Source organism: Silvimonas iriomotensis, assembly GCF_014645535.1.
GTDB classification, from domain to species: Bacteria; Pseudomonadota; Gammaproteobacteria; order Burkholderiales; family Chitinibacteraceae; genus Silvimonas; species Silvimonas iriomotensis.
Window position 1 is genome coordinate 79,376 of the sequence record NZ_BMLX01000006.1, and the last position, 19,452, is coordinate 98,827.

Annotated in this window: 20 protein-coding genes; 13 read left to right on the top strand and 7 right to left on the bottom strand. The window is 59.1% G+C overall.

Annotation, left to right across the window (positions count from 1 at the left end; translation table 11 throughout):
• Nucleotides 1-15: 15 nt before the first annotated feature.
• The 5 genes from IEX57_RS17400 to IEX57_RS17420 all read left to right on the top strand — a co-directional run bounded on the left by IEX57_RS17400 (nt 16) and on the right by IEX57_RS17420 (nt 4,208).
• Nucleotides 16-756 (top strand): amino acid ABC transporter ATP-binding protein, encoded by a 741-nt coding sequence (locus IEX57_RS17400; protein ID WP_188706189.1) that lies wholly within the window; start codon nt 16-18, stop codon nt 754-756.
• A 215-nt stretch (nt 757-971) separates the two neighbouring features.
• Nucleotides 972-1,874 (top strand): glutamate/aspartate ABC transporter substrate-binding protein, encoded by a 903-nt coding sequence (locus tag IEX57_RS17405; protein WP_188705918.1) that lies wholly within the window; start codon nt 972-974, stop codon nt 1,872-1,874.
• Nucleotides 1,875-2,066: 192 nt separating this feature from the next.
• On the top strand, nt 2,067-2,813 hold the full coding sequence (locus IEX57_RS17410; RefSeq protein WP_188705920.1) for an amino acid ABC transporter permease: 747 nt from the start codon (nt 2,067-2,069) through the stop codon (nt 2,811-2,813).
• A gap of 1 nt (nt 2,814) precedes the next feature.
• A complete protein-coding gene (locus IEX57_RS17415) occupies nt 2,815-3,483 on the top strand; it encodes an amino acid ABC transporter permease (protein ID WP_188705922.1) in 669 nt (222 codons plus the stop codon).
• Nucleotides 3,480-4,208, top strand: coding sequence for an amino acid ABC transporter ATP-binding protein (locus IEX57_RS17420; RefSeq protein WP_188705924.1), 729 nt, complete (start codon nt 3,480-3,482; stop codon nt 4,206-4,208). The genes IEX57_RS17415 and IEX57_RS17420 overlap by 4 nt, the downstream gene beginning before the upstream one ends.
• A 119-nt stretch (nt 4,209-4,327) precedes the next feature.
• Here IEX57_RS17420 and IEX57_RS17425 read toward each other — a convergent pair whose 3' ends face one another.
• Entirely contained in the window at nt 4,328-4,843 is a 516-nt protein-coding gene (locus IEX57_RS17425; RefSeq protein ID WP_188705926.1) for a Spy/CpxP family protein refolding chaperone, read from the bottom strand.
• Between the two features lie 158 nt (nt 4,844-5,001).
• Entirely contained in the window at nt 5,002-5,340 is a 339-nt protein-coding gene (locus tag IEX57_RS17430) for a PXPV repeat protein (RefSeq protein WP_188705927.1), read from the bottom strand.
• 314 nt (nt 5,341-5,654) lie between these two features.
• Here IEX57_RS17430 and IEX57_RS17435 point away from each other — a divergent pair, with 314 nt between their 5' ends.
• Together IEX57_RS17435 and IEX57_RS17440 are read left to right on the top strand one after the other, a co-directional pair.
• Nucleotides 5,655-6,347 carry a response regulator transcription factor gene (locus IEX57_RS17435; RefSeq protein ID WP_188706191.1) on the top strand — a complete coding sequence of 231 codons (693 nt, stop codon included), beginning with the start codon at nt 5,655-5,657 and terminating at the stop codon, nt 6,345-6,347.
• A 34-nt stretch (nt 6,348-6,381) separates the two neighbouring features.
• Nucleotides 6,382-7,791 carry an ATP-binding protein gene (locus tag IEX57_RS17440; protein ID WP_188705929.1) on the top strand — a complete coding sequence of 470 codons (1,410 nt, stop codon included), beginning with the start codon at nt 6,382-6,384 and terminating at the stop codon, nt 7,789-7,791.
• 7 nt (nt 7,792-7,798) lie between these two features.
• On the opposite strand, the gene IEX57_RS17445 is transcribed toward IEX57_RS17440, so the two are convergent.
• Both IEX57_RS17445 and IEX57_RS17450 read right to left on the bottom strand, forming a co-directional pair.
• Nucleotides 7,799-8,077 carry a hypothetical protein gene (locus IEX57_RS17445; protein WP_188705931.1) on the bottom strand — a complete coding sequence of 93 codons (279 nt, stop codon included), beginning with the start codon at nt 8,075-8,077 and terminating at the stop codon, nt 7,799-7,801.
• Nucleotides 8,078-8,268: 191 nt separating this feature from the next.
• Nucleotides 8,269-9,591, bottom strand: a complete 1,323-nt coding sequence (locus IEX57_RS17450) for a deoxyguanosinetriphosphate triphosphohydrolase (protein ID WP_188705933.1) — start codon at nt 9,589-9,591, stop codon at nt 8,269-8,271.
• A gap of 301 nt (nt 9,592-9,892) precedes the next feature.
• On the opposite strand from IEX57_RS17450, the gene IEX57_RS17455 reads away from it, so the two are divergent.
• From IEX57_RS17455 to IEX57_RS17480, 6 genes are all read left to right on the top strand, one after another.
• Entirely contained in the window at nt 9,893-10,981 is a 1,089-nt protein-coding gene (locus IEX57_RS17455) for an ABC transporter ATP-binding protein (protein ID WP_188705936.1), read from the top strand.
• 18 nt (nt 10,982-10,999) lie between these two features.
• Nucleotides 11,000-11,929 (top strand): ABC transporter permease, encoded by a 930-nt coding sequence (locus IEX57_RS17460; protein WP_188705938.1) that lies wholly within the window; start codon nt 11,000-11,002, stop codon nt 11,927-11,929.
• On the top strand, nt 11,919-12,698 hold the full coding sequence (locus IEX57_RS17465; RefSeq protein WP_188705940.1) for an ABC transporter permease: 780 nt from the start codon (nt 11,919-11,921) through the stop codon (nt 12,696-12,698). The genes IEX57_RS17460 and IEX57_RS17465 overlap by 11 nt, the downstream gene beginning before the upstream one ends.
• Before the next feature lie 75 nt (nt 12,699-12,773).
• On the top strand, nt 12,774-13,832 hold the full coding sequence (locus IEX57_RS17470; protein WP_188705942.1) for an ABC transporter substrate-binding protein: 1,059 nt from the start codon (nt 12,774-12,776) through the stop codon (nt 13,830-13,832).
• 121 nt (nt 13,833-13,953) lie between these two features.
• Nucleotides 13,954-15,024, top strand: a complete 1,071-nt coding sequence (locus IEX57_RS17475; protein ID WP_229709089.1) for an ABC transporter substrate-binding protein — start codon at nt 13,954-13,956, stop codon at nt 15,022-15,024.
• Between the two features lie 44 nt (nt 15,025-15,068).
• The gene (locus tag IEX57_RS17480; RefSeq protein ID WP_188705944.1) at nt 15,069-16,184 is read left to right on the top strand and encodes a VanZ family protein; all 1,116 of its coding nucleotides are present in this window, start codon (nt 15,069-15,071) and stop codon (nt 16,182-16,184) included.
• Nucleotides 16,185-17,125: 941 nt separating this feature from the next.
• On the opposite strand, the gene IEX57_RS17485 is transcribed toward IEX57_RS17480, so the two are convergent.
• The 3 genes from IEX57_RS17485 to lipB all read right to left on the bottom strand — a co-directional run bounded on the left by IEX57_RS17485 (nt 17,126) and on the right by lipB (nt 19,443).
• Nucleotides 17,126-17,584, bottom strand: a complete 459-nt coding sequence (locus tag IEX57_RS17485) for an acyl-CoA thioesterase (RefSeq protein WP_188705946.1) — start codon at nt 17,582-17,584, stop codon at nt 17,126-17,128.
• An 83-nt stretch (nt 17,585-17,667) separates the two neighbouring features.
• Nucleotides 17,668-18,645, bottom strand: a complete 978-nt coding sequence (lipA, locus tag IEX57_RS17490; RefSeq protein ID WP_188705949.1) for a lipoyl synthase — start codon at nt 18,643-18,645, stop codon at nt 17,668-17,670.
• A 147-nt stretch (nt 18,646-18,792) separates the two neighbouring features.
• Nucleotides 18,793-19,443 carry a lipoyl(octanoyl) transferase LipB gene (gene lipB / locus IEX57_RS17495; RefSeq protein ID WP_188706195.1) on the bottom strand — a complete coding sequence of 217 codons (651 nt, stop codon included), beginning with the start codon at nt 19,441-19,443 and terminating at the stop codon, nt 18,793-18,795.
• Nucleotides 19,444-19,452: the final 9 nt, after the last annotated feature.

Here is a 19,452-nt window from a genome sequence, read left to right on the forward strand (position 1 = left end):
GCTGAAGACAGCACCATGATCCGCTTCAACCAGGTCAACAAGTGGTATGGCCGCGATCACCATGTGCTCAAGAACATCAGCCTTGAAGTGAAAAAGGGCGAAGTCGTGGTGGTGTGCGGCCCGTCGGGTTCGGGCAAGTCCACGCTGATCCGCACCATCAACCAGCTCGAAGCCATCAACGATGGCGAAATCTGGGTTGACGGCGTTCAGGTCAACAGCCCGAAGACCGATATCAACCGCCTGCGCGAAGAAGTCGGCTTCGTCTTCCAGCATTTCAATCTTTACCCGCACTTGTCAGTGCTGGAAAACATCACGCTGGCGCCGATCCGTGTCCGCAAGATGAGCAAAAGCGATGCCGACCAGCGCGCCATGGAGTTGCTCGAACGCGTGGGCCTGGCGAACAAACGCGATGCCTACCCCAGCCAGTTGTCCGGCGGCCAGCAACAGCGCGTGGCCATTGCCCGCGGCCTGGCCATGCAACCCAAGGTCATGTTGTTTGATGAACCGACCAGCGCGCTGGACCCGGAAATGATCGGTGAAGTGCTCAAAGTGATGCAGGGTCTGGCCGAATCAGGCATGACCATGATGGTTGTGACACACGAAATGGGCTTTGCCCGCGAAGTCGCCGACCGGGTGATTTTTCTGGATCACGGCGAGATGCTCGAACAAGGTGCGCCAGAAACTTTCTTCCAGCATCCGCAACACGAGCGCACGCGCCAGTTCCTGCGACAGATCCTGGCCCCCATGCACGGATAAGGTGCGCTCATGCACTTTCAGGGGGCCGGCCAACCGCTGGCCCTTCGCTTTTTCATTAGTAAAATCCGCAAGTTGCAGCTATATCAAGACCAAAAGAAACTGTGTCCACGCAACGCTGCAAACCCCCTTTGCAATTCAGGGATATCACCAAGGGCGTTTGAAACAATGCGTCCCTATACTGCCGTCATAACCCGTCACAGTCAGTGGAGAATAAAATGTTCAAACTTGTGCCCGCCGCGCTTGCCCTTGCTGCTCTCTGTAGCATGTCCCTCGCTCATGCCGAAGAACTGAACGGCACACTGAAGAAGGTCAAGGAGAGCGGCGAGATCGTCGTCGGTGTCCGTGATTCTTCCATTCCGTTTGCGTACTACGACAACCAGCAAAAACCGGTTGGTTACGCGATGGACCTGGCCGCCAAGATTGTGGACAACGTCAAGAAGACGTTGAACATGCCCAACCTGAACGTGCGTTATAACCTGGTGACCTCCCAGACCCGTATTCCGCTGGTGACCAACGGCACCGTCGATTTCGAATGCGGCTCCACCACCAACAACATTGAACGCCAGAAGCAAGTCGCTTTCTCGGTAGGCATGTTTGAAATCGGTACCCGTATCCTGGTAAGCAAGAAGTCCGGCATCAAGGATTTCTCTGACCTGACGGGCAAGAACGTGGTGACCACTGCCGGTACCACTTCCGAGCGTCTGCTGAAGGCCATGAACGTCGACAAGAAGATGAACATGAACATCATCAGCGCCAAGGATCACGGCGAGTCCTTCCTGATGCTTGAATCCGGCCGCGCTGTGGCCTTCATGATGGACGACGCGCTGCTGGCCGGCGAAATGGCCAAGGCCAAGACCCCGTCTGACTGGACCATCGTGGGCAAGCCGCAATCGTATGAAATCTATGGTTGCTCCATGCGCCGTGAAGATCCGCAGTTCAAGAAGGTGGTGGACGATGCCCTGAAGGCCACCTACAAGTCTGGCGAGATCAACAAGATCTACACCAAGTGGTTCCAGCAACCCATCCCGCCGAAGGGCCTGAACCTGAACTTCCAGATGAGCGATGAGCTCAAGCAACTGATTGCCAACCCGACTGACAAGTCGGCGGAGCAGATGTAACAGCTGCACTCCCGCACAAAGGGGGCGAACCGCCCCCTTTTTTGTCATAAAGAAATCAGTATGCACAGCAACGGCCTGAACCCTCGGGCCGTTGTTCCGCACAGAGCGGCTGACAAAAACCCGCGCAGTCAGAACCTGGCATGAGGCCAGCCGGTTTTTGTCAGCCGCTCAGGCTTGAAAAGGGGGAACAACATGCATTACCACTGGGACTGGGGCGTCTTTTTCAAGCCCACTGGTGTCGGCAGCGAAATCTATCTGAACTGGTTTGTGTCCGGTTTGATGATGACGCTGGGCGTGGCACTGTCGGCGTGGGTTATCGCGCTCATTCTGGGGACCGTGCTGGGCGTCATGCGTACTGTGCCGGGCAAGATCGTGTCGCGCGTTGCTGGCGCCTATGTCGATCTGTTTCGTAACGTGCCGCTGCTGGTGCAGCTGTTTGTCTGGTACTACGTGATTCCAGACTGGTTGCCGGACAATCTTTCCAACTGGCTCAAACAGGATATTTCGCCCGTCACCAACGCCTTTATCACGGTGACGGTCTGTCTGGGGCTGTTTACCGCCGCCCGCGTCTGTGAACAGGTGCGTACCGGTATTCAGGCCCTGCCCAAGGGTCAGACCAACGCCGCATTGGCACTGGGTCTGGCCTTGCCGCAGGTTTATCGCCAGGTGCTGCTGCCGCAGGCTTTCCGGATCATCATTCCGCCGCTTACTTCCGAGTTCCTGAACATCATCAAGAACTCCTCCGTGGCCTCGCTCGTCGCCTTGCCCGAACTGCTGGCGCAAACCAAACAACTGGTGGACTTCACGGCCAACCAGTTTGAGGCCTACACGCTGGGCACCCTGATTTACTTTGCGGTGAACATGCTGCTGATGTTCTTCATGCGCTGGGTGGAAAAACGCCTGCGCGTGCCGGGCCTGATCGCACTGGGAGGCAAATAAGATGCTGCATTTTTCTGATTTGCAAGGCTCCTTGCCCGGTCTGTGGGAAGGCATGAAAGTCACGTTGCAGATGCTGGTCATGGCCGTCGTCGGCGGCATGTTGCTGGGCACCTTGCTGGCGCTGGCACGCCTGTCGCACAACAAGACGCTGGCCGCCCTGGGTGGCGCGTACGTCACGTATTTCCGCTCGATCCCCCTTTTGATGGTGATCTCGTGGTTCTACTTTGCCGTACCGCTGATCATTGGCTGGGTCACCGGCACCAACCGCCCGATCGGCGCGTTTACCTCTTGCCTCGTGGCTTTCACCATGTTCGAGGCCGCCTATTACGCCGAGATCGTGCGGGCGGGTATCCAGTCGATCTCTCGCGGCCAGATGAACGCGGCCTACGCGCTGGGCATGACCTATGGCCAGACCATGCGTCTGGTGGTGCTGCCACAGGCGTTCCGCAAAATGACGCCGCTGCTGCTGCAACAGTCGATCATCCTGTTCCAGGATACCTCGCTGGTGTACGCAGTGGGCGTGCTCGACTTCTTTAACGTGGCCTATTCCAAAGGCAACATCACCGGTGAATTGCAGCAGTACATCCTGCTGGCCGGTGTCGTGTATTTCGTGATCAGCTTTTCCGCTTCGCGCCTGGTGAAGCATCTGCAAAAAAGGATGACCGTATGATCTCCATCAAGAACGTCAGTAAGTGGTACGGCGACTTCCAGGTGCTGACCGATTGCTCTACCGAAGTGCAAAAAGGCGAAGTGGTCGTGGTGTGCGGTCCGTCCGGCTCGGGTAAATCCACCCTGATCAAGTGCGTCAATGGTCTGGAAGCGTTCCAGCAAGGCACCATTGCCGTGGATGGCACCTCAGTGGGCGATCCGAAAACCAATCTGCCCAAGCTGCGCAGCCGCGTTGGCATGGTGTTCCAGCACTTTGAACTGTTCCCGCACCTGACCATTACCGAGAACCTGGCGCTGGCGCAGATCAAGGTACTGGGTCGCAACAAGGATGCCGCGATCGAGAAAGGCCTGAAGCTGCTGGATCGCGTTGGTCTGAAAGCGCATGCGCACAAGCACCCGGGCCAGTTGTCCGGTGGTCAGCAGCAGCGTGTGGCCATCGCCCGCGCGCTGGCCATGGACCCGATCGCCATGCTGTTTGACGAGCCGACCTCCGCGCTGGACCCGGAAATGATCAACGAAGTGCTGGATGTCATGGTCGAACTGGCCCGCGAAGGCATGACCATGATGTGCGTGACCCACGAAATGGGCTTTGCCCGTAAAGTGGCCAACCGCGTGATCTTCATGGATCGCGGCCAGATCATTGAAGACGCCAACAAGGATGAATTCTTTGGCAGCCCGCGCTCTGAACGTGCGCAGGCGTTTTTGTCCAAGATTCTGGCGCATTAAGCACACCGGGGATCAGGGCAGGCTGCAATGCCCGCCCCGGGTGCCCAAAAAAAAAGCCACGGCAACTGCCGTGGCTTTTTTTGTACCCGGGAGCCTGAGCGGGCGCCCTGGTTTACTGCTTACTGTTGCGGAGCATCGCCCTTCTGGTCGTGCTTGGCGCGCCATTGTTCCATCTTGGCTTCACGCTCTTTTTGCTTGGCCTGCAGTTGTTGCTGCTGGGCCGGGGTCAGCACGGCGTAGAGCTGATGCTGGAACTTGATGCGGGCAGCACGGGCAGCCACCATTTGCTGCGCATCGGCCTGGGCCAGTTGATCTGCCTTGGCATCGCTGTAGTCTGCCGAGAAGAGCAGCTCCTGCTCTTGCTGACGCGAAGCACGCATGGTGTCCATTTCCTGCTTCATGTTCTGACGGTTAGCCTGCATCAATTGCTTGATCTGGGCCTTTTGCGCGTCAGTCAGGTTCAGGTCCTTGAAGAAGAAACCATCATGCGGGCCGTGCGGGCCACCGCGCATGTGATGGCCCGGAGGCGGAGGCGGGTTGCCGCCGGCAGCATCATCAGCAAACGCGGCTGTCATGGCACCACCCAAAGCAACAGCAGCTACAACAGCGGTCAACAGATTACGAGTCTTGAACATGGTTCGCTCCTTTGTATACAACCTGGTTTTATCGGGTCTGGCAGGGGTCTGCCGGCGATGTTTGCATTATCCGGCCCCCTTTTGTTAAGTGGTGTTAACCGATTGAAAAGGTGAAGTAAAGTTAAGTATCAAGCCTTTTCAGTCGGCGTTTTGCCGTATCAGCCGCGCCAGTCGTTGCGGCCGTTATGCCAGCCGTTGTCGTGGTGGTTGTCCCAACGCTGCGGGGCCGGACGGTAATAAACCGGGCGCGGCGCCACGTACACAGGACGCGGGGCGTAATAAACAGGGCGCGGTGCCACGTAGACCGGGCGGGGTGCCACCACCACCGGTGCCGGCGGGGCGTAATAGACCGGGGCCGGGGCGACCACAACAGGTGCAACCGGTATCGGCAGCCCCAGACCGATGCTGACCGATACATGCCCACCGGCCATGGCAGGCGCAGCGGCGAAGCCAGCAGCGACTACGGCAGCGCCAATCAGGTATTTAATCTTCAACATGGTGATCTCCCAAAAAGTGGAATCGCCGTTTACGGCCGGTGGGGCGGTGTGCCTTGCCGTTGCCGTCTGGCGTGATTCCACTATGCGCGGCCCGTTGGTAAAGGTGGGTTATCAAAGTGCAAAGATTGCGTAAAGCGGGGCCTTGCAGACTGGTTTATGGGGGCTTTTTCGGTGAAGATGTGAACCGGATCACGCCAGAAGCACGGCGGCGAACATGTTGATCCGCTTGCGTTTATTCTCTCGGGCCAGGTTTGCGCAAGAGAACGGACCAACCCGTCGGGCTGCTGTGACAAAGAAAGAAATCAAGGGAGAACATCATGCGCATTTTGCTGGTGGACGATGACACCGAGCTCTGCACCATGCTCAAGGAATATCTTGGCACGGAGGGTTTTGAAGCCGATGCCGTACACGACGGTGAGGCCGGCGTGAGCGCTGCGCTGTCGGGCAAATACGCCATCATGGTGCTCGACGTGATGATGCCGCGCATGGGTGGCATCGAAACATTGCGACAGATTCGCGAAAAAAGCCGCATTCCGGTCATCATGCTGACTGCCAAAGGCGACGATATCGACCGCATTATCGGCCTGGAACTGGGCGCGGACGATTACGTCCCCAAACCTTGCCAGCCGCGCGAACTCGTGGCCCGGCTGCGCGCCATCCTGCGCCGCACCGGCAGTGTGGAAACGCCGGAAGAAGACCCCAACATCCCGCTGGTATCGGGCCGTTTGCAATTGCATCCGGCGTATCGGCGGGCCGAACTGGATGGCCAGGCGCTGGATCTGACGAGTTCTGAATTCAACCTGCTGGAAATGCTCTTGCGCGCGCAGGGCAAGGTGCTGAACAAGAACGAATTGTGCGAACAAGCGCTGGGCCGGCCGTTTACCCGGTTTGACCGCAGCGTGGACGTGCACATGAGCAATCTGCGGCAAAAGCTGGGCAACTACCCCGATGGCCGCACCCCGATCCAGACCGTGCGCGGGATCGGTTATCAATGGCAAACCGAATAACCACTGCGTTGCGTTCTTTCATTTCCGAGTCTGAATGAATATGCCCAAAGGTCGTCTGTTCTGGAAAATCCTGATCGGATTCTGGCTCACGCTCATTTGCGTGTTCTTTGGCGTTGCCGCCATTTTTGCCATTTACGATGAACAGCGCGCCGGCATGCAAGATGCGCTGGCTACCAACCCGCGCATGTCGGTACTGACCAGTTCTACCGCCAGCGTGCTGCATTACGGTGGCGTCGAAGCCCTGCGTGAGGTCTCGCGCAGCTGGCCGCATTTTGCAAAAACCAACCTGCTGGCCGTCGATGCCGATGGCAAAGACGTGTTCGACCGCCCCGTGCCCGCGCGGGCGCTGGCCATGGCGCGTGATTATCTGCTGCACAATCCGCCCCCGGCCGCCGGCGAACCCGATCAGAACATGCCCAGCGTGTTGCAGACCGAAACGCCGGATCACCGCCAGTTGATGATCTTTGCCGTGCTGGACGAAAACTTTGTGCGCCGCACGCCACCACGGCAGTGGCTACCGCCGCAAATGTTGTGGCTGGGCGCCTTTGGCAGCCTGATTTTCAGCGCGCTGCTGGCCTGGTATCTGACCCGCCCTATCCGCCTGCTGCAGCGTGCGTTTGACCGGGTGGCCAATGGCGATCTGGATGAGCGCATCGCCCCGCGCATGGGCCGCCGTCGCGATGAAATTGCCGATCTGGGCCATGACTTTGACCGCATGGCCGAACGCCTTAAGCAACTGGTGCATTCACAGCGCCAGTTGCTGCACGACGTCTCGCACGAGTTGCGCTCACCGCTGGCACGCCTGCAGGTGTCAGTGGGTCTGGCGCGCAAGCAGCCCGATAACCTGATGACGAGTCTGGACCGCATTGAACGCGAGTCCAAACGGCTGGATGAACTGGTGGGCGAACTGCTGACCTTGTCGCGCCTTGAAGCCGCAGGCGCAGGCGATCCGGATCATTATTTCGACATGATCGAACTGCTGGATGCCATTGTCTCTGATGCACGTTTTGAAGCGGAAAACGCCGGTGTCGATATCGCGCTCAGCATGGACCCGGCGCTGGACAATCAGGAAGCCATTTTGCGTGGCCGGGCAGAGCCGCTGTACCGCGCGGTGGAAAACGTCGTGCGCAACGCGCTTAAATACTCACGACCGGGCCAGCGCATCGATATGGCCGTGCAGTTGGCCGATGCCGGTCACACCCTGCAGATCAGCGTGGCCGATCAGGGCCCGGGCGCGCCGGAAGAGCAGCTTGAGTTGATGTTCCAGCCCTTTGTGCAACTGGATGGCGAGAACCGCCAGCCTGGTTATGGCCTGGGCCTGGCCATTGCCCAGCGCGCGGTACAGGCGCATGGCGGCACCATCACCGCCACCAACCGGGCCGAAGGCGGCCTGGCCATGATCATCCGCCTGCCGCTGCAAGCGGGCCTGACCGCCGCCGCCTGAGGCTGGCTCAGGGCGCGGCCACGGTTTCCGTGGCATGCACCGGGCTCTGGGCCGGTGCCGAGGTCGACGTGGCTTTATCGACCGCCCAGGCCGCGCCATTCACCCCCGCCTTGCCCACATCCCAGGCTACGCCGGCGGTGGTGGTAGCAACGTTGACGGTGGTCGCCGCCACGTTCACCGCCGCGGCCCCCACCGCGACCGTCGTCGTGACGACACTGCACGCCGACAAGGAGACCGCGATCAGCATCGCGGTCAGTAACTGCAATTTCATTGTTCTTTTGCTCATCTGGTGGTGCTCAGGTGCGATTGCGCCTGATCTCATTACATCCGGGCCTTCATCGGGCCTTGGGTCTTAAACCCGCCCAGGGGCATCGCCCCGGATCCATCTTGCGTACCAGCTTCCTGCCGCGCAGGAATGACGACATGGTGTGCTGAGCGCGCAGTGCCGGCTACCAGCCACGCGCCTCTCCCCGCAACCTAGCGCCCCATCCCGCCGACTTGCTGTGCCAGGTAGGTCGCATAGTTGTCTGTCATGCCACCGATGAAATCCAGCACCCGCCGGTAGGTCTGATAGATCGGCCATTCTTTCTTCGGCGCGTTGTATTCCATCAGGTCCAGAATGCGCTTCATGCGAAACGGCAGCTCCGGCGAAATCTTCAGCTGGTAAGCGGCGTTGCAGAATGCATCAAGCAAGATATCCAGACAAGTGAAGGAGCCGACTTCGATCTCCACTTTGCGCCGGGCGTTGAAAATCCGCTCCCGGGCGAGCTGTTTGGACTCGGCAATGCCGTGGCGCACGCTGGCCGGGCAATCGTTGATCAGATCACCCTGATAACTGCCTTCCATCAAGCGCGGGTACACCTTGATAAAGGCCTCGGCCACTTCCTGTACGCAACGGCCAATGGCCTTGCCCCGCAGCAGCGAAATCTTGCGCCGGGTAGAAGGCGCGGCGGCCACTTCCAGCCGCAGCAGTTCATGATCGCCGCCGCAAATCTTCAGCAACATGGGCTCGACCACTTCGTAGGGCAGCATGCCGATCTCGATGCCGTCTTCCAGATCAAGAATGGCGTAGCAAATATCGTCGGCCGCCTCCATCAGGTAAGAGAGCGGATGGCGGGCCCACTTGCCCGGCGCGATCAGCGGCAAACCCAGCGTGTGCGCCACTTCGTCCAGCAAGGACTGTTCTGACTGGTAGCAACTGAACTTGCCTTTTTCGCCCGCGTGCTCGCTGGTCCACGGGTATTTGAGCGTGGCGCCCAGCGTGGCAAACGTCAGTCGCATGCCACCTTCAAACCGGTGGTTTTCCAGTTGCGTCACCACCCGGAAACCCTGGGCATTGCCTTCAAACGTCTGCAGGTCACGGCGCTCGTCGGCGGTCAGGTTTTGCAACAGGTACGCGTGCTCGTCGCGACGGAACCAGTCGCGGATGGCGTATTCACCTGCGTGGCCGAATGGCGGGTTGCCAATGTCATGGGCCAGGCAAGCCGCCTGGATGATCGCGCCCAGATCGTAGGGCGAAATGTGTCCGGGCAAGCGATCCTTGAGTTTTTCACCCACCAGAATGCCCAGACTGCGGCCGACGCAGCCCACTTCAATGGAATGCGTCAGCCGGGTGTGCACGTGATCGTTTTCGGTCAGCGGGTGGACTTGCGTTTTGCGGCCAAGGCGGCGAAACGGCGAAGAAAACACGATGCGATCGTGATCCTTGTGAAAATCGCTGCGCGAGATTTCCGCGTCGTGCGCGGGCAGGCGTGACGCGCCCAGCCGGTCGGCACTCAGGAGGCGGTTCCAGTCCATCATGATCAGGTTTTCCAGGGGTAATCCGTGACAACAACAGAAGATCGGCCAGCCGCAGCCGCCAGGCGTTCATCATACCGTGCAGGGCCGCTGGCCGCGCGGGTTGTGGCGTTGTAAAAGGGCTTCTGACAGCCGGCCTTGCTGGCTACGCGGGAAAGGATTGTTGCAAGTCAATGAATTGGCACGAATTTCAATTTTGGGCAAACTGCGATAGACAGCAACAAATACATATTAAACAAAAACTTGTGCCCCTTTTAGCCGCTTCCTGGGTAAAATGGCCGCCGTTTTTTTTCCGGGAAAGATCATGGCTTTGCTTGAAATTCGGGACGTGGTCAAACGCTTCGGCGATTTCACCGCCGTCAACCATGTCAGCCTGAGTGTTGAGGCGGGCGAATTCTTTACCCTGCTGGGCCCGTCGGGCTGCGGCAAAACCACGCTGCTGCGCATGCTGGCCGGGTTTGAAGAACCCGATGAAGGCCAGTTGCTGCTGGATGGTCAGCCGCTCAATGGCGTGCCGCCGGAAAAGCGCCCGGTTCACACCGTGTTCCAGAGCTACGCCCTGTTCCCGCATATGACGGTTGAACATAACGTGGCGTTTCCGCTGAAGATGGCCAAGGTGCCGGCAGACCAGATCAAGGCCCGCGTGGCCGAAGTACTGGAAGACGTGCGCCTGACGCAGTTTGCCCGTCGTTTCCCGCATGAACTGTCTGGCGGCCAGCGCCAGCGTGTGGCCATTGCCCGCGCCCTGGTGAACCGCCCGCGCGTGCTGCTGCTGGATGAACCGCTATCTGCGCTGGACGCCAAACTGCGCGAGCAGATGCAACTCGAACTGATCAACCTGCAAAAGGAAGTGGGCATCACGTTTATCTACGTGACGCATGATCAGGGCGAAGCACTGGCGCTGTCGCACCGCATTGCCGTAATGAGCCAGGGCAAGGTGGAACAACTGGATGCGCCAGAGAACATCTACAGCTACCCCAAGAGCCGCTTTGTGGCGGACTTCATCGGCCAGTGCAACCTGCTGGATGCCACCATTACCGAGATCGCTGCCGACCGCATGAAGGTGGAGATCGCCGGCGTGGGCACCGCTGAAGTGCTGCCAGTCGCCGGCGCCACCGTGGGCCAGCAAGGCACGCTGACGCTGCGGCCAGAGAAAATCAAGCTGGGCGCCACGCTGCCGACCGGTGTACCCGATGAGATCCACTTCAAGGGCACGGTGCATGATTGTCTGTATCTGGGCGACGTGACCGTGTACATCGTTGAACTGGAAAACGGCACGCGCATTGAAACCATGCTGCCCAACGCCGCACCGGGCCGAGCGCGGTTCTTTGACGACAACGATCAGGTAGAACTGGCATGGCGCTTTGATGCCGGCCACTTTTTGCTGGCTTGATTGAGGACGTAGACGAAAATGACACGTTCAAAGAACCTGGCAAAGTGGCTGATTTCCGGGCCACCGCTGCTGTATCTGATCTTCTTCTTTGCCATTCCCACGGCAATGATGGCGTTTGCCGCGTTCCGGTTCCCGGGCGATTACGGCGGCCTGATGCCGCTGTTTGGTGCCGATCCGCAAACCGGCAAGCAGGTGCTGCTGGTCAATAGCCATAACTGGCATGACTACCTGACGCTGGACAATTTCGCCCGCTTCTTCCAGGAAGCGGTGTACATCGAGTTGTTCATCAAGTCGTTTGGCTATGCGCTCCTGACCACGCTCTTGTGCCTGCTGGCCTCGTACCCGCTGGCCTGGCTGATTGCCCGCAGCCCGAAGAAATGGCGTGATCTGCTGGTGTTGCTGGTGATCTTGCCGTTCTGGAGCAACTTTTTGATCCGCGTGTACGCCTGGATGATCATCCTGGGCCCGCAGGGTTATTTCGCCAAACTGGTGAACACCGCGCTGGGTTTCATCGGCATTGCCCCGCAGCAGTTCCTGTTCACGCCGTTTGCCGTGATCATCGTGCTGGTTTACGTGCACTTGCCGTTCATGGTGTTGCCGCTGTACGCCAACCTGGAAAAGCACGACATGGCCTTGCTTGATGCCGCGCAGGATCTGGGCGCCAGCCGCTGGCAGCGGTTCTGGAAAGTCACCTGGCCGCTGTCTTTGCCGGGCGTGTATGCCGGCGCCGCGCTGGTGTTCATCCCCGCGCTGGGCATTTTTGCAGTGCCTGACCTCGTGGGCGGTACGGACGGCATCATGATCGGTAACCTCATCAAGCAGCAGTTCCTGGATTCGCGCGACTGGCCGTTTGGCTCGGTGCTCTCCATCATGTTGACCCTGTCCGTGCTGCTGATGGCCGGCTTGATGGCCGTGCTGGGCCGTGGAGGCAAGCGTAATGCACTCTAAGCAAAGTAAATGGCTGTGGGCCGCATCGCTGCTGGTTTACGCGTTTTTGTACCTGCCGCTGGTGATTGTGGTGGTGTACTCGTTCAATGATTCGCGCCTGAACGCAGAGTGGGTCGGCTTTACCACCAAGTGGTACGGCGTGCTGTTTGCCGATGACCAGATGCTGACGGCGGCGCGCAACTCGCTGCTGATTGGTCTGGTCTCGAGCATCTTTGCCACGTTCTTTGGCACGCTGGCCGGTCTGGCCATGTACAAGTACAAGCTCAGACTGCTGCCGATCCTGGTGCTGACGCCGATCGCCATTCCGGAAATCCTGATGGCGCTGTCGTTGCTGATGTTCTTTGTGGCGCTCAATTTCACCATGGGGTATCTCTCCATCGGTCTGGCGCACATTGCCTTCAGCATTGGCTTTGTGGCGATTGTGGTGCGTTCGCGCCTGCAAGGCATGGATGAATCTCTGGTCGAAGCCGCACGCGATCTGGGTGCCGGGCCGCTGCAAGCGTTCTGGCGGGTCACTTTCCCGCTGATCCTGCCGGGCATCATTGCCGGCGCGCTGATGGCGTTCACCTTGTCGATTGATGACTTTGTGATCACCTACTTTGTGGCCGGCGCGGGCGCGTCTACCCTGCCGTTGCAGATCTACTCCATGCTCAAGATCGCCGTAACGCCGGAAGTGAATGCGATTTCTTCACTTTTGATGTTATTGACATTGGCCTTGATCGTGATCGCCGCCAAAATTGCCCCCGGCGCTTTGCGCGCCAGTCACTGACGGGATTACCCGTTTTTGTACGGCATACCGTTGCCCGCCACCCGCAAGGGGGCGGGCAACGTCTTTGGGGGTTCCATGAAAAAACTTCTGATCGCTCTTTGTCTGATCACCGGCGTGGCCCGCGCCGATAACGTATTGCATGTGTTCAACTGGAACAACGCCATCAGCGACGATACCGTCAAGGCGTTCGAGGCCCAGTGCAAATGCAAGGTCGAGGCCACTTACTATGGCTCGGCCGAAGAAATGCTGGCCAAGCTCTCGGCCGGCGCCAAAGGGTTTGATGTGATCGGCCCGGCCAATTACGCCATCACGCCGCTGGTCAAACTCAACCTGTTGCAACCGCTGGACCACGGCAAGCTGTCCAACCTCAAGAATATCTCGCCCACGTTTGCCAACACGAAGATCGACCCGGGCAACCAGTATTCGGTGCCGTATGACTTCACCGTCACGCTGGTGGGTTACAACGCACAGAAGATGAAAGAACTGGGCGTGGACCCGACGTCCTGGTCGGCCGTGTTTGACCCGAAAATCCTGGCGAAGATGAAAGGCAAAGTCACCGTGCTGGACGACCCGCGTGAAGTGATTGGCGCGGCGCTCAGATACAACGGGTTCTCGGCCAATTCCACCAATCCGGCCGAGCTGAAAAAAGCCGTCGGGACCATCAAGGCGGCCAAGCCGTACTGGGCAGCGTTCAACAGCCAGAGCTACATCAAGGAATTGACGGTGGGTAACATCTGGCTGGCCCTGGGGTATTCCAACGACATGTACCAGGCCAGATCTGACGCACAAAAAGCCGGCCGGCCATTCCAGATTGACTACGCGCTGCAAAAAGAAGGCAACGGCATGACGGCAGACAGTTTTGTCATGGCCCGCAACGCGCCGCGACCCGATCTGGCGCATCAGTTCATCAACTTCATGCTGGATGGCAAAAACGCCGCGCAGACCACCAACCAGATCGGCTCGGGCACGCCCAACAGCGCCGCCCTGCCCTTTGTGCGGGCCGACCTCAAAACCGTCCCCGCCATTGCCCCCAACGCACAACAGGCGGCAAAGCTGGAGCAACTGACCGACCTTGACGCAAAGACGCGTCGCGCCTGGAACCAGGCCTGGACCGAAATCAAGATCAGCAAATAAACGACAAAGCCGGATCACGTGTTTTACTGACGCGTTGATCTGGCATAATCGCCGTTTTTCGGGCGTGCGACAGCGTATCGCGCGCCTTTTTCTTGTGGATTCAGACCCGGAGTAATCAACCGTGAAAAAACAGTTTCTGGCCCTGATGCTGGCTGCCGGTGCAGTCATGGGCAACGCGCAAGCTGAAGACGTGCTGCACATCTACAACTGGAACAACTACATCGCCCCGGAAACGGTCAAGCACTTTGAAGCCGACTGCAAGTGCAAGGTAGTCCAGGACTACTACGGCGCCATGGAAGAAATGCTGGCCAAGCTGGCTGCCGGCGCCAAGGGTTACGACATCGTGGTGCCCACCGGTTTTGCCCTGCCGCCGCTGATCAAGCAAGGCCTGGTGCAGCCGCTGGACAAGTCGAAGATCCCGAATCTGAAGAACATGAACCCGGCATTCATGAACAGCCAGTTCGACAAGGGCAATGTGTACTCCGTACCGTACGCCTTCACCACCACGCTGATTGGCTACAACGACAAGAAGATCAAGGAACTGGGCATTGACCCGACGTCCTGGTCCGCTATTTTTGATCCGAAAGTGCTGGAAAAGATCAAAGGCAAGGTCACCGTGCTGGATGACCCGAAAGAACTGTTCGCCGCCGCCATGATGTACAACGGTTTCAATCCGAACAGCACGGACATCAACCAGTGGCAAAAGGCCAAGGACACCATCATCAAGGCCAAGCCGTACTGGGCTGCGTTCAATAACCAGAGCTACATCAAGGAATTGACCGTCGGCAACATCTGGCTGGCCCATGGTTACTCCAACGACATGTTCCAGGCCAATACCGACGCCCACACCGCCAAGCGCCCGTTCAACATTGCCTACACGCTGCAAAAAGAAGGCAACACGTTGTCTGTGGACAACATGATGGTGATGAAGGGTGCGCCGCGCCCGGATCTGGCGTTCAAGTTCATCAACTTCATGCTTGATGGCAAGAACTCGTCCGAACTGACCAACATGATCGGTTCCGGCAACCCGAACGCCGCCGCCGCCCAGTTCGTGAACCCGGACATCAAGAAGGTCAACGCCGTGTTCCCGACTGCGGACAACATGAAAAAGCTGTACCAGCTCAACTCGCTGGAAGGCAAACCGCTGCGTGATCTGAACCGCCTCTGGACGGAAGTGAAGACCGCCCGGTAAGCTTTGAGGGGTAGCTGATCAGGCTACCCCTTTTTGTTTGCCTCATGCGCGCACTCCCACCCATCAGCTTCCTGGCCCGCCGTAACGCCCCCACCCGCGTGGCGAGCTACTTCTTCTGGTGCTACCTGCTGGTGGTACTGCTGGTCTCTTTTTACCCGTTTGCCGGCTGGCGTTTCACCGGCGAGCCGGTTTTCGCCTTCTATACCTACCCGCTGCCGTATTACTTCACGTTCTTCGACAACCTGATCAACGTGCTGGCCTATGTGCCGCTGGGGCTGTCAGCCGGCCTTGCCTTGCGCCGCTGGCGCTGGACCGGCCCCTTGCTGGCAATGCTGATCGGCATCGTCACCTCGTGCTTTGTCGAGTTCGTGCAGCAGTTCATCCCGTCGCGGGTGGCGTCCAATATGGACATCCTCTCCAATAGCGCAGGGGCCGTCATCGGCGCGGCGATCTCGATGGTGCTGGTACTGCGCCGCTCACAACGGCGCTGGCTGGTATTCCGCCATTCTTACCTGTTTCCTGGTGCTGGCGCGGAATGGGGCATGGTCTGGCTTGGCTTGTGGCTGATCACCCAGTTCGACCCCTCCGTCCCCTTCTTTGGCGTGGTCGACGAACCCCGCGGCATCCCCCAACCCATCGTCGCCCCGCTGAACAACCCCGCGCTGTTCCTGGATATCCTGGAAGGCAGCGGCATGATGCTCAACACCCTGGGCGTGTGCCTGTTTGTGTCCGTGCTGATGCGCCACAGCCGCCAGGCGCCATGGGCAGTGGCGACCTTGCTGTCTGCCGTACTGGCCAGCAAGGTCGTCTTTGCCGGGCTCATGCTCAAATGGTCCGACTTTTTCAGCTGGATCAACCATAACGTCGTACTGGGCGGCCTGGCCGCGCTGCCCTTGCTGGCGGTGCTGCTGCAACTCAAACGCCCCTGGCGGGCCCTTGTGGGCGCGCTATGCCTGTTCTGCACGGTGCTGGTGAGCTGGATGTGGCCACTGGCCCCGCAACTCTCCGCCATCCTGCCCTTGTTCCGCTGGAACTACGGGCATTTGATGCATTTCAGAGGGTTGGCTGCGTTGATCAGCGATCTGTGGCCTTACGGGACGATGCTGTTCTTGCTGGGGTTTGCGTTGAGGTGGCGGGGGGAGAATGAGCCGGACTGGTGATTGGGGGGTGCCAGGAATGTTTTAGCGCCTTCGGCGCGGGTTTAAAGGCATTTGATACCGGCGGTGGCCGGAGCACCCTACTTTCTTTGCTTCGCCAAAGAAAGTAGGCAAAGAAAGGCGACCCCAGCCCTGCGGCCCTCCGGGCTGCCCTCAGTCAGTCGGGAGCCTGGGTCTCCCTCCACTCCTTCGGCGCTTGGCTTTAACGGGGGAGGAAAGTCAAAGGCAACTGCAACTGCAACGACAACAGCAACAGCAACAACAACGGTAAAACCCAAACCACAGCAGTACCTGCCCATGGCAGTGGCAGTGGCAGTGGCAGCGGCAATCCAACCCGCACCCCACTGACTCGTCATTCCGGACCTCGGCGGCCACCTTGGCCGGAATCCAGCTGCGGTGCTTGCAAGCGCCACGGGATCAAGCGAGACATTGGTGGTAATCCGGCGAAGGCAGCCCATTGGGCTGCGGACTGGATTCCTGCCTGCGCAGGAATGACGAAGTGGTGGGCTAAACCCATCATTCTTGCGTGCGGATGGTTTGCAGTTGCTTCTGAAGTTGCTTCTGAAGTTGCTTTTGAAGTTGCCGTTGATGTTCGGGGTTGTCGTTGCTTTTGACTTGCCCTCCCCTTGACCGCGCCGAGCATCGCAGCAAGGCGCGGCGATCAAGGCGAAGCGGTAGGCCAAAGGCCGAACTCGCGAGCCAGCCGCGCCTTGCGAGAAGCACAGGGAACTCGCGCAGCGAGCGCCGTCGCAGGGGTCGCCTTTTCTTTGGGTACTTTCTTTTGGCGACCCAAAAGAAAGTGCCTTGCTGTCGGGCAACCCCCGACATGTAAAACACCCGCGCCGTCAGGCGCTAACAGCAGTTCAGGGGTTCAGGGTTTTCAAAACAGCCAGGCTGGATTGTCACCCTCGCTCCAAATCCACCCCACAAAGCCCCTCCCCCCTTCACCCGTTTTTCTTCAACCGCGCCACCCGCCGCCCCTCAGCATCCTGCCAGCGCTGCCGCTCAACCTCATCCGAAGGCACCATCTCCGGCACCATCGCCGGCTTGCCATCATCCCCCATCGCCACCATGGTGAAATAGCAACTATTGGTATGCCGCACCGTCCGCTCGCGGATGTTCTCGGCGATCACCTTGATGCCGATCTCCATCGAGGTCCGCCCGGTGTAGTTCACGCTGGCAAGAAAGGTCACCAGCTCGCCCACGTGAATCGGCTGCTTGAACATCACCTGATCCACCGACAAGGTCACGACATACGTGCCGGCGTAGCGGCTGGCGCAGGCGTAGGCCACTTCGTCCAGCAATTTCAGCAACTGCCCGCCATGGACATTGCCAGAGAAATTGGCCATCTCCGGCATCATCAGCACGGTCATGGTGAGTTTGTGGCGCGGCGTGTCAGTCATGAAAACTCCAGACAAGGAACGGATGAACAAAAAATAACGCCGGGACAGGCCCGGCGTCATCTGCAATCAGCAATCGTGCGCGTTTATGCGACGACGCCCGCGTGGTGGGCTTGCTGATCGGCGTGGTAGCTGGAACGCACCATGGCGCCCACGGCGGCGTGCTTGAAGCCCATCTTGTAGGCTTCTTCTTCGAACATCTTGAAGACATCCGGGTGCACGTAGCGCAGCACCGGCAGGTGGCCGTTGGAGGGCTGCAGATACTGGCCAATGGTCAGCATGTCGATGTCGTGATCACGCATGTCACGCATCACCTGCAGGATTTCCTCGTCCGTCTCACCCAGGCCGACCATGATGCCGGACTTGGTGTTCACATGCGGGTACTTTGCCTTGAAGTCCTTCAGAAGCTTGAGCGAGTGCAGGTAGTCCGCACCCGGGCGGGCTTGTTTGTACAGGCGCGGCACGGTTTCCAGGTTGTGGTTCATCACGTCCGGCAGACCTTCGCCAAAGATATCGACGGCGATCTCCAGACGGCCGCGGAAGTCGGGCACCAGCACTTCAATCTGGGTATCCGGGCTGGCCACGCGGGTTTTGTTGATGCATTCCACAAAATGGCGGGCACCACCGTCGCGCAGGTCGTCGCGGTCTACCGACGTCACCACCACGTAGCGCAGTTTGAGCGCGGCGATGGTTTCGGCCAGATGGGTCGGCTCGTTTTCGTCCAGCGGGTTCGGGCGGCCGTGGCCGACGTCGCAGAACGGGCAACGCCGGGTGCAGATGTCGCCCATGATCATGAAGGTGGCGGTGCCTTTACCAAAACACTCACCGATATTGGGACAGGACGCTTCTTCACACACGGTGTGCAGTTTCTGCGAGCGCAGGATGTCCTTGATCTCGTAAAAGCGGCTGTTCAGGCTGGGCGCCTGCACACGGATCCAGTCCGGCTTTTTGAGCTTTTGTTCCAGCGGAACAACCTTGATGGGAATGCGGGCGGTCTTGGATTCGCCCTTGTGCTTCACACCTGCGGCATTGGATGCGGCGGCGGTCTTGATCTCTTCGGTCATCGGCAGCTTCCCGGCTTTTGTCCGGTCAGGAACGGCTAACAAAACCCAGCGAAGCGGTGATGGCGAGGCGTGCGAAACGAAGACAGTACTTGTAGTACGGCAAGGAAGCACAACGCTGCCAGCAGGGTTTTGTTGACCGCTCGTTAGTCAGTTGATTTGTTGCAGAATTTTGTCGGCCATTCTACCCGCAAGCGACGCGGGTGTCTCGGCAAAGCCGTAATCATTAAGCTGCGCGACACGCAAACCGGCATAACCGCAAGGATTGATCCAGCCAAACGGCGCCAGATCCATGCCGACATTGAACGACAAGCCGTGAAACGCGCAGCCGTTACGGATGCGCAAACCCAGCGCGGCGATCTTGGCCTCGCCCAGCGCGTCCTGTACGTAGACGCCCGGCGCATCGACCTTGCCGTAGGCTTCAATGTCAAAATCCGCCAGCAGGTTGATCACGCTTTGCTCCAGCTTGCGTACCAGTTCACGCACACCCAGCTTGTTGCGGCGCAAGTCCAGCAAGGTATAGGCAATCAACTGGCCGGGGCCGTGGTAAGTCACCTGGCCGCCGCGATCAATCTTGACGATGGGAATATCGGTCTGCTGCAGGATGTGCTCCGGCTTGCCCGCCTGGCCCAGGGTGTAGACCGGCGGGTGTTCCAGCAGCCAGAGTTCATCTTGCGTGTCAGCAGTGCGGGCGTCGGTGAAGGCCTGCATGGCGTGCCAGGTGGGCTCGTAGTCTTGCACGCCCAAGGGCTTGACCAGCGTGCCATGCGCTGCAGATGACGGGACGTCCTGCCAGTTCACCGCCACAGG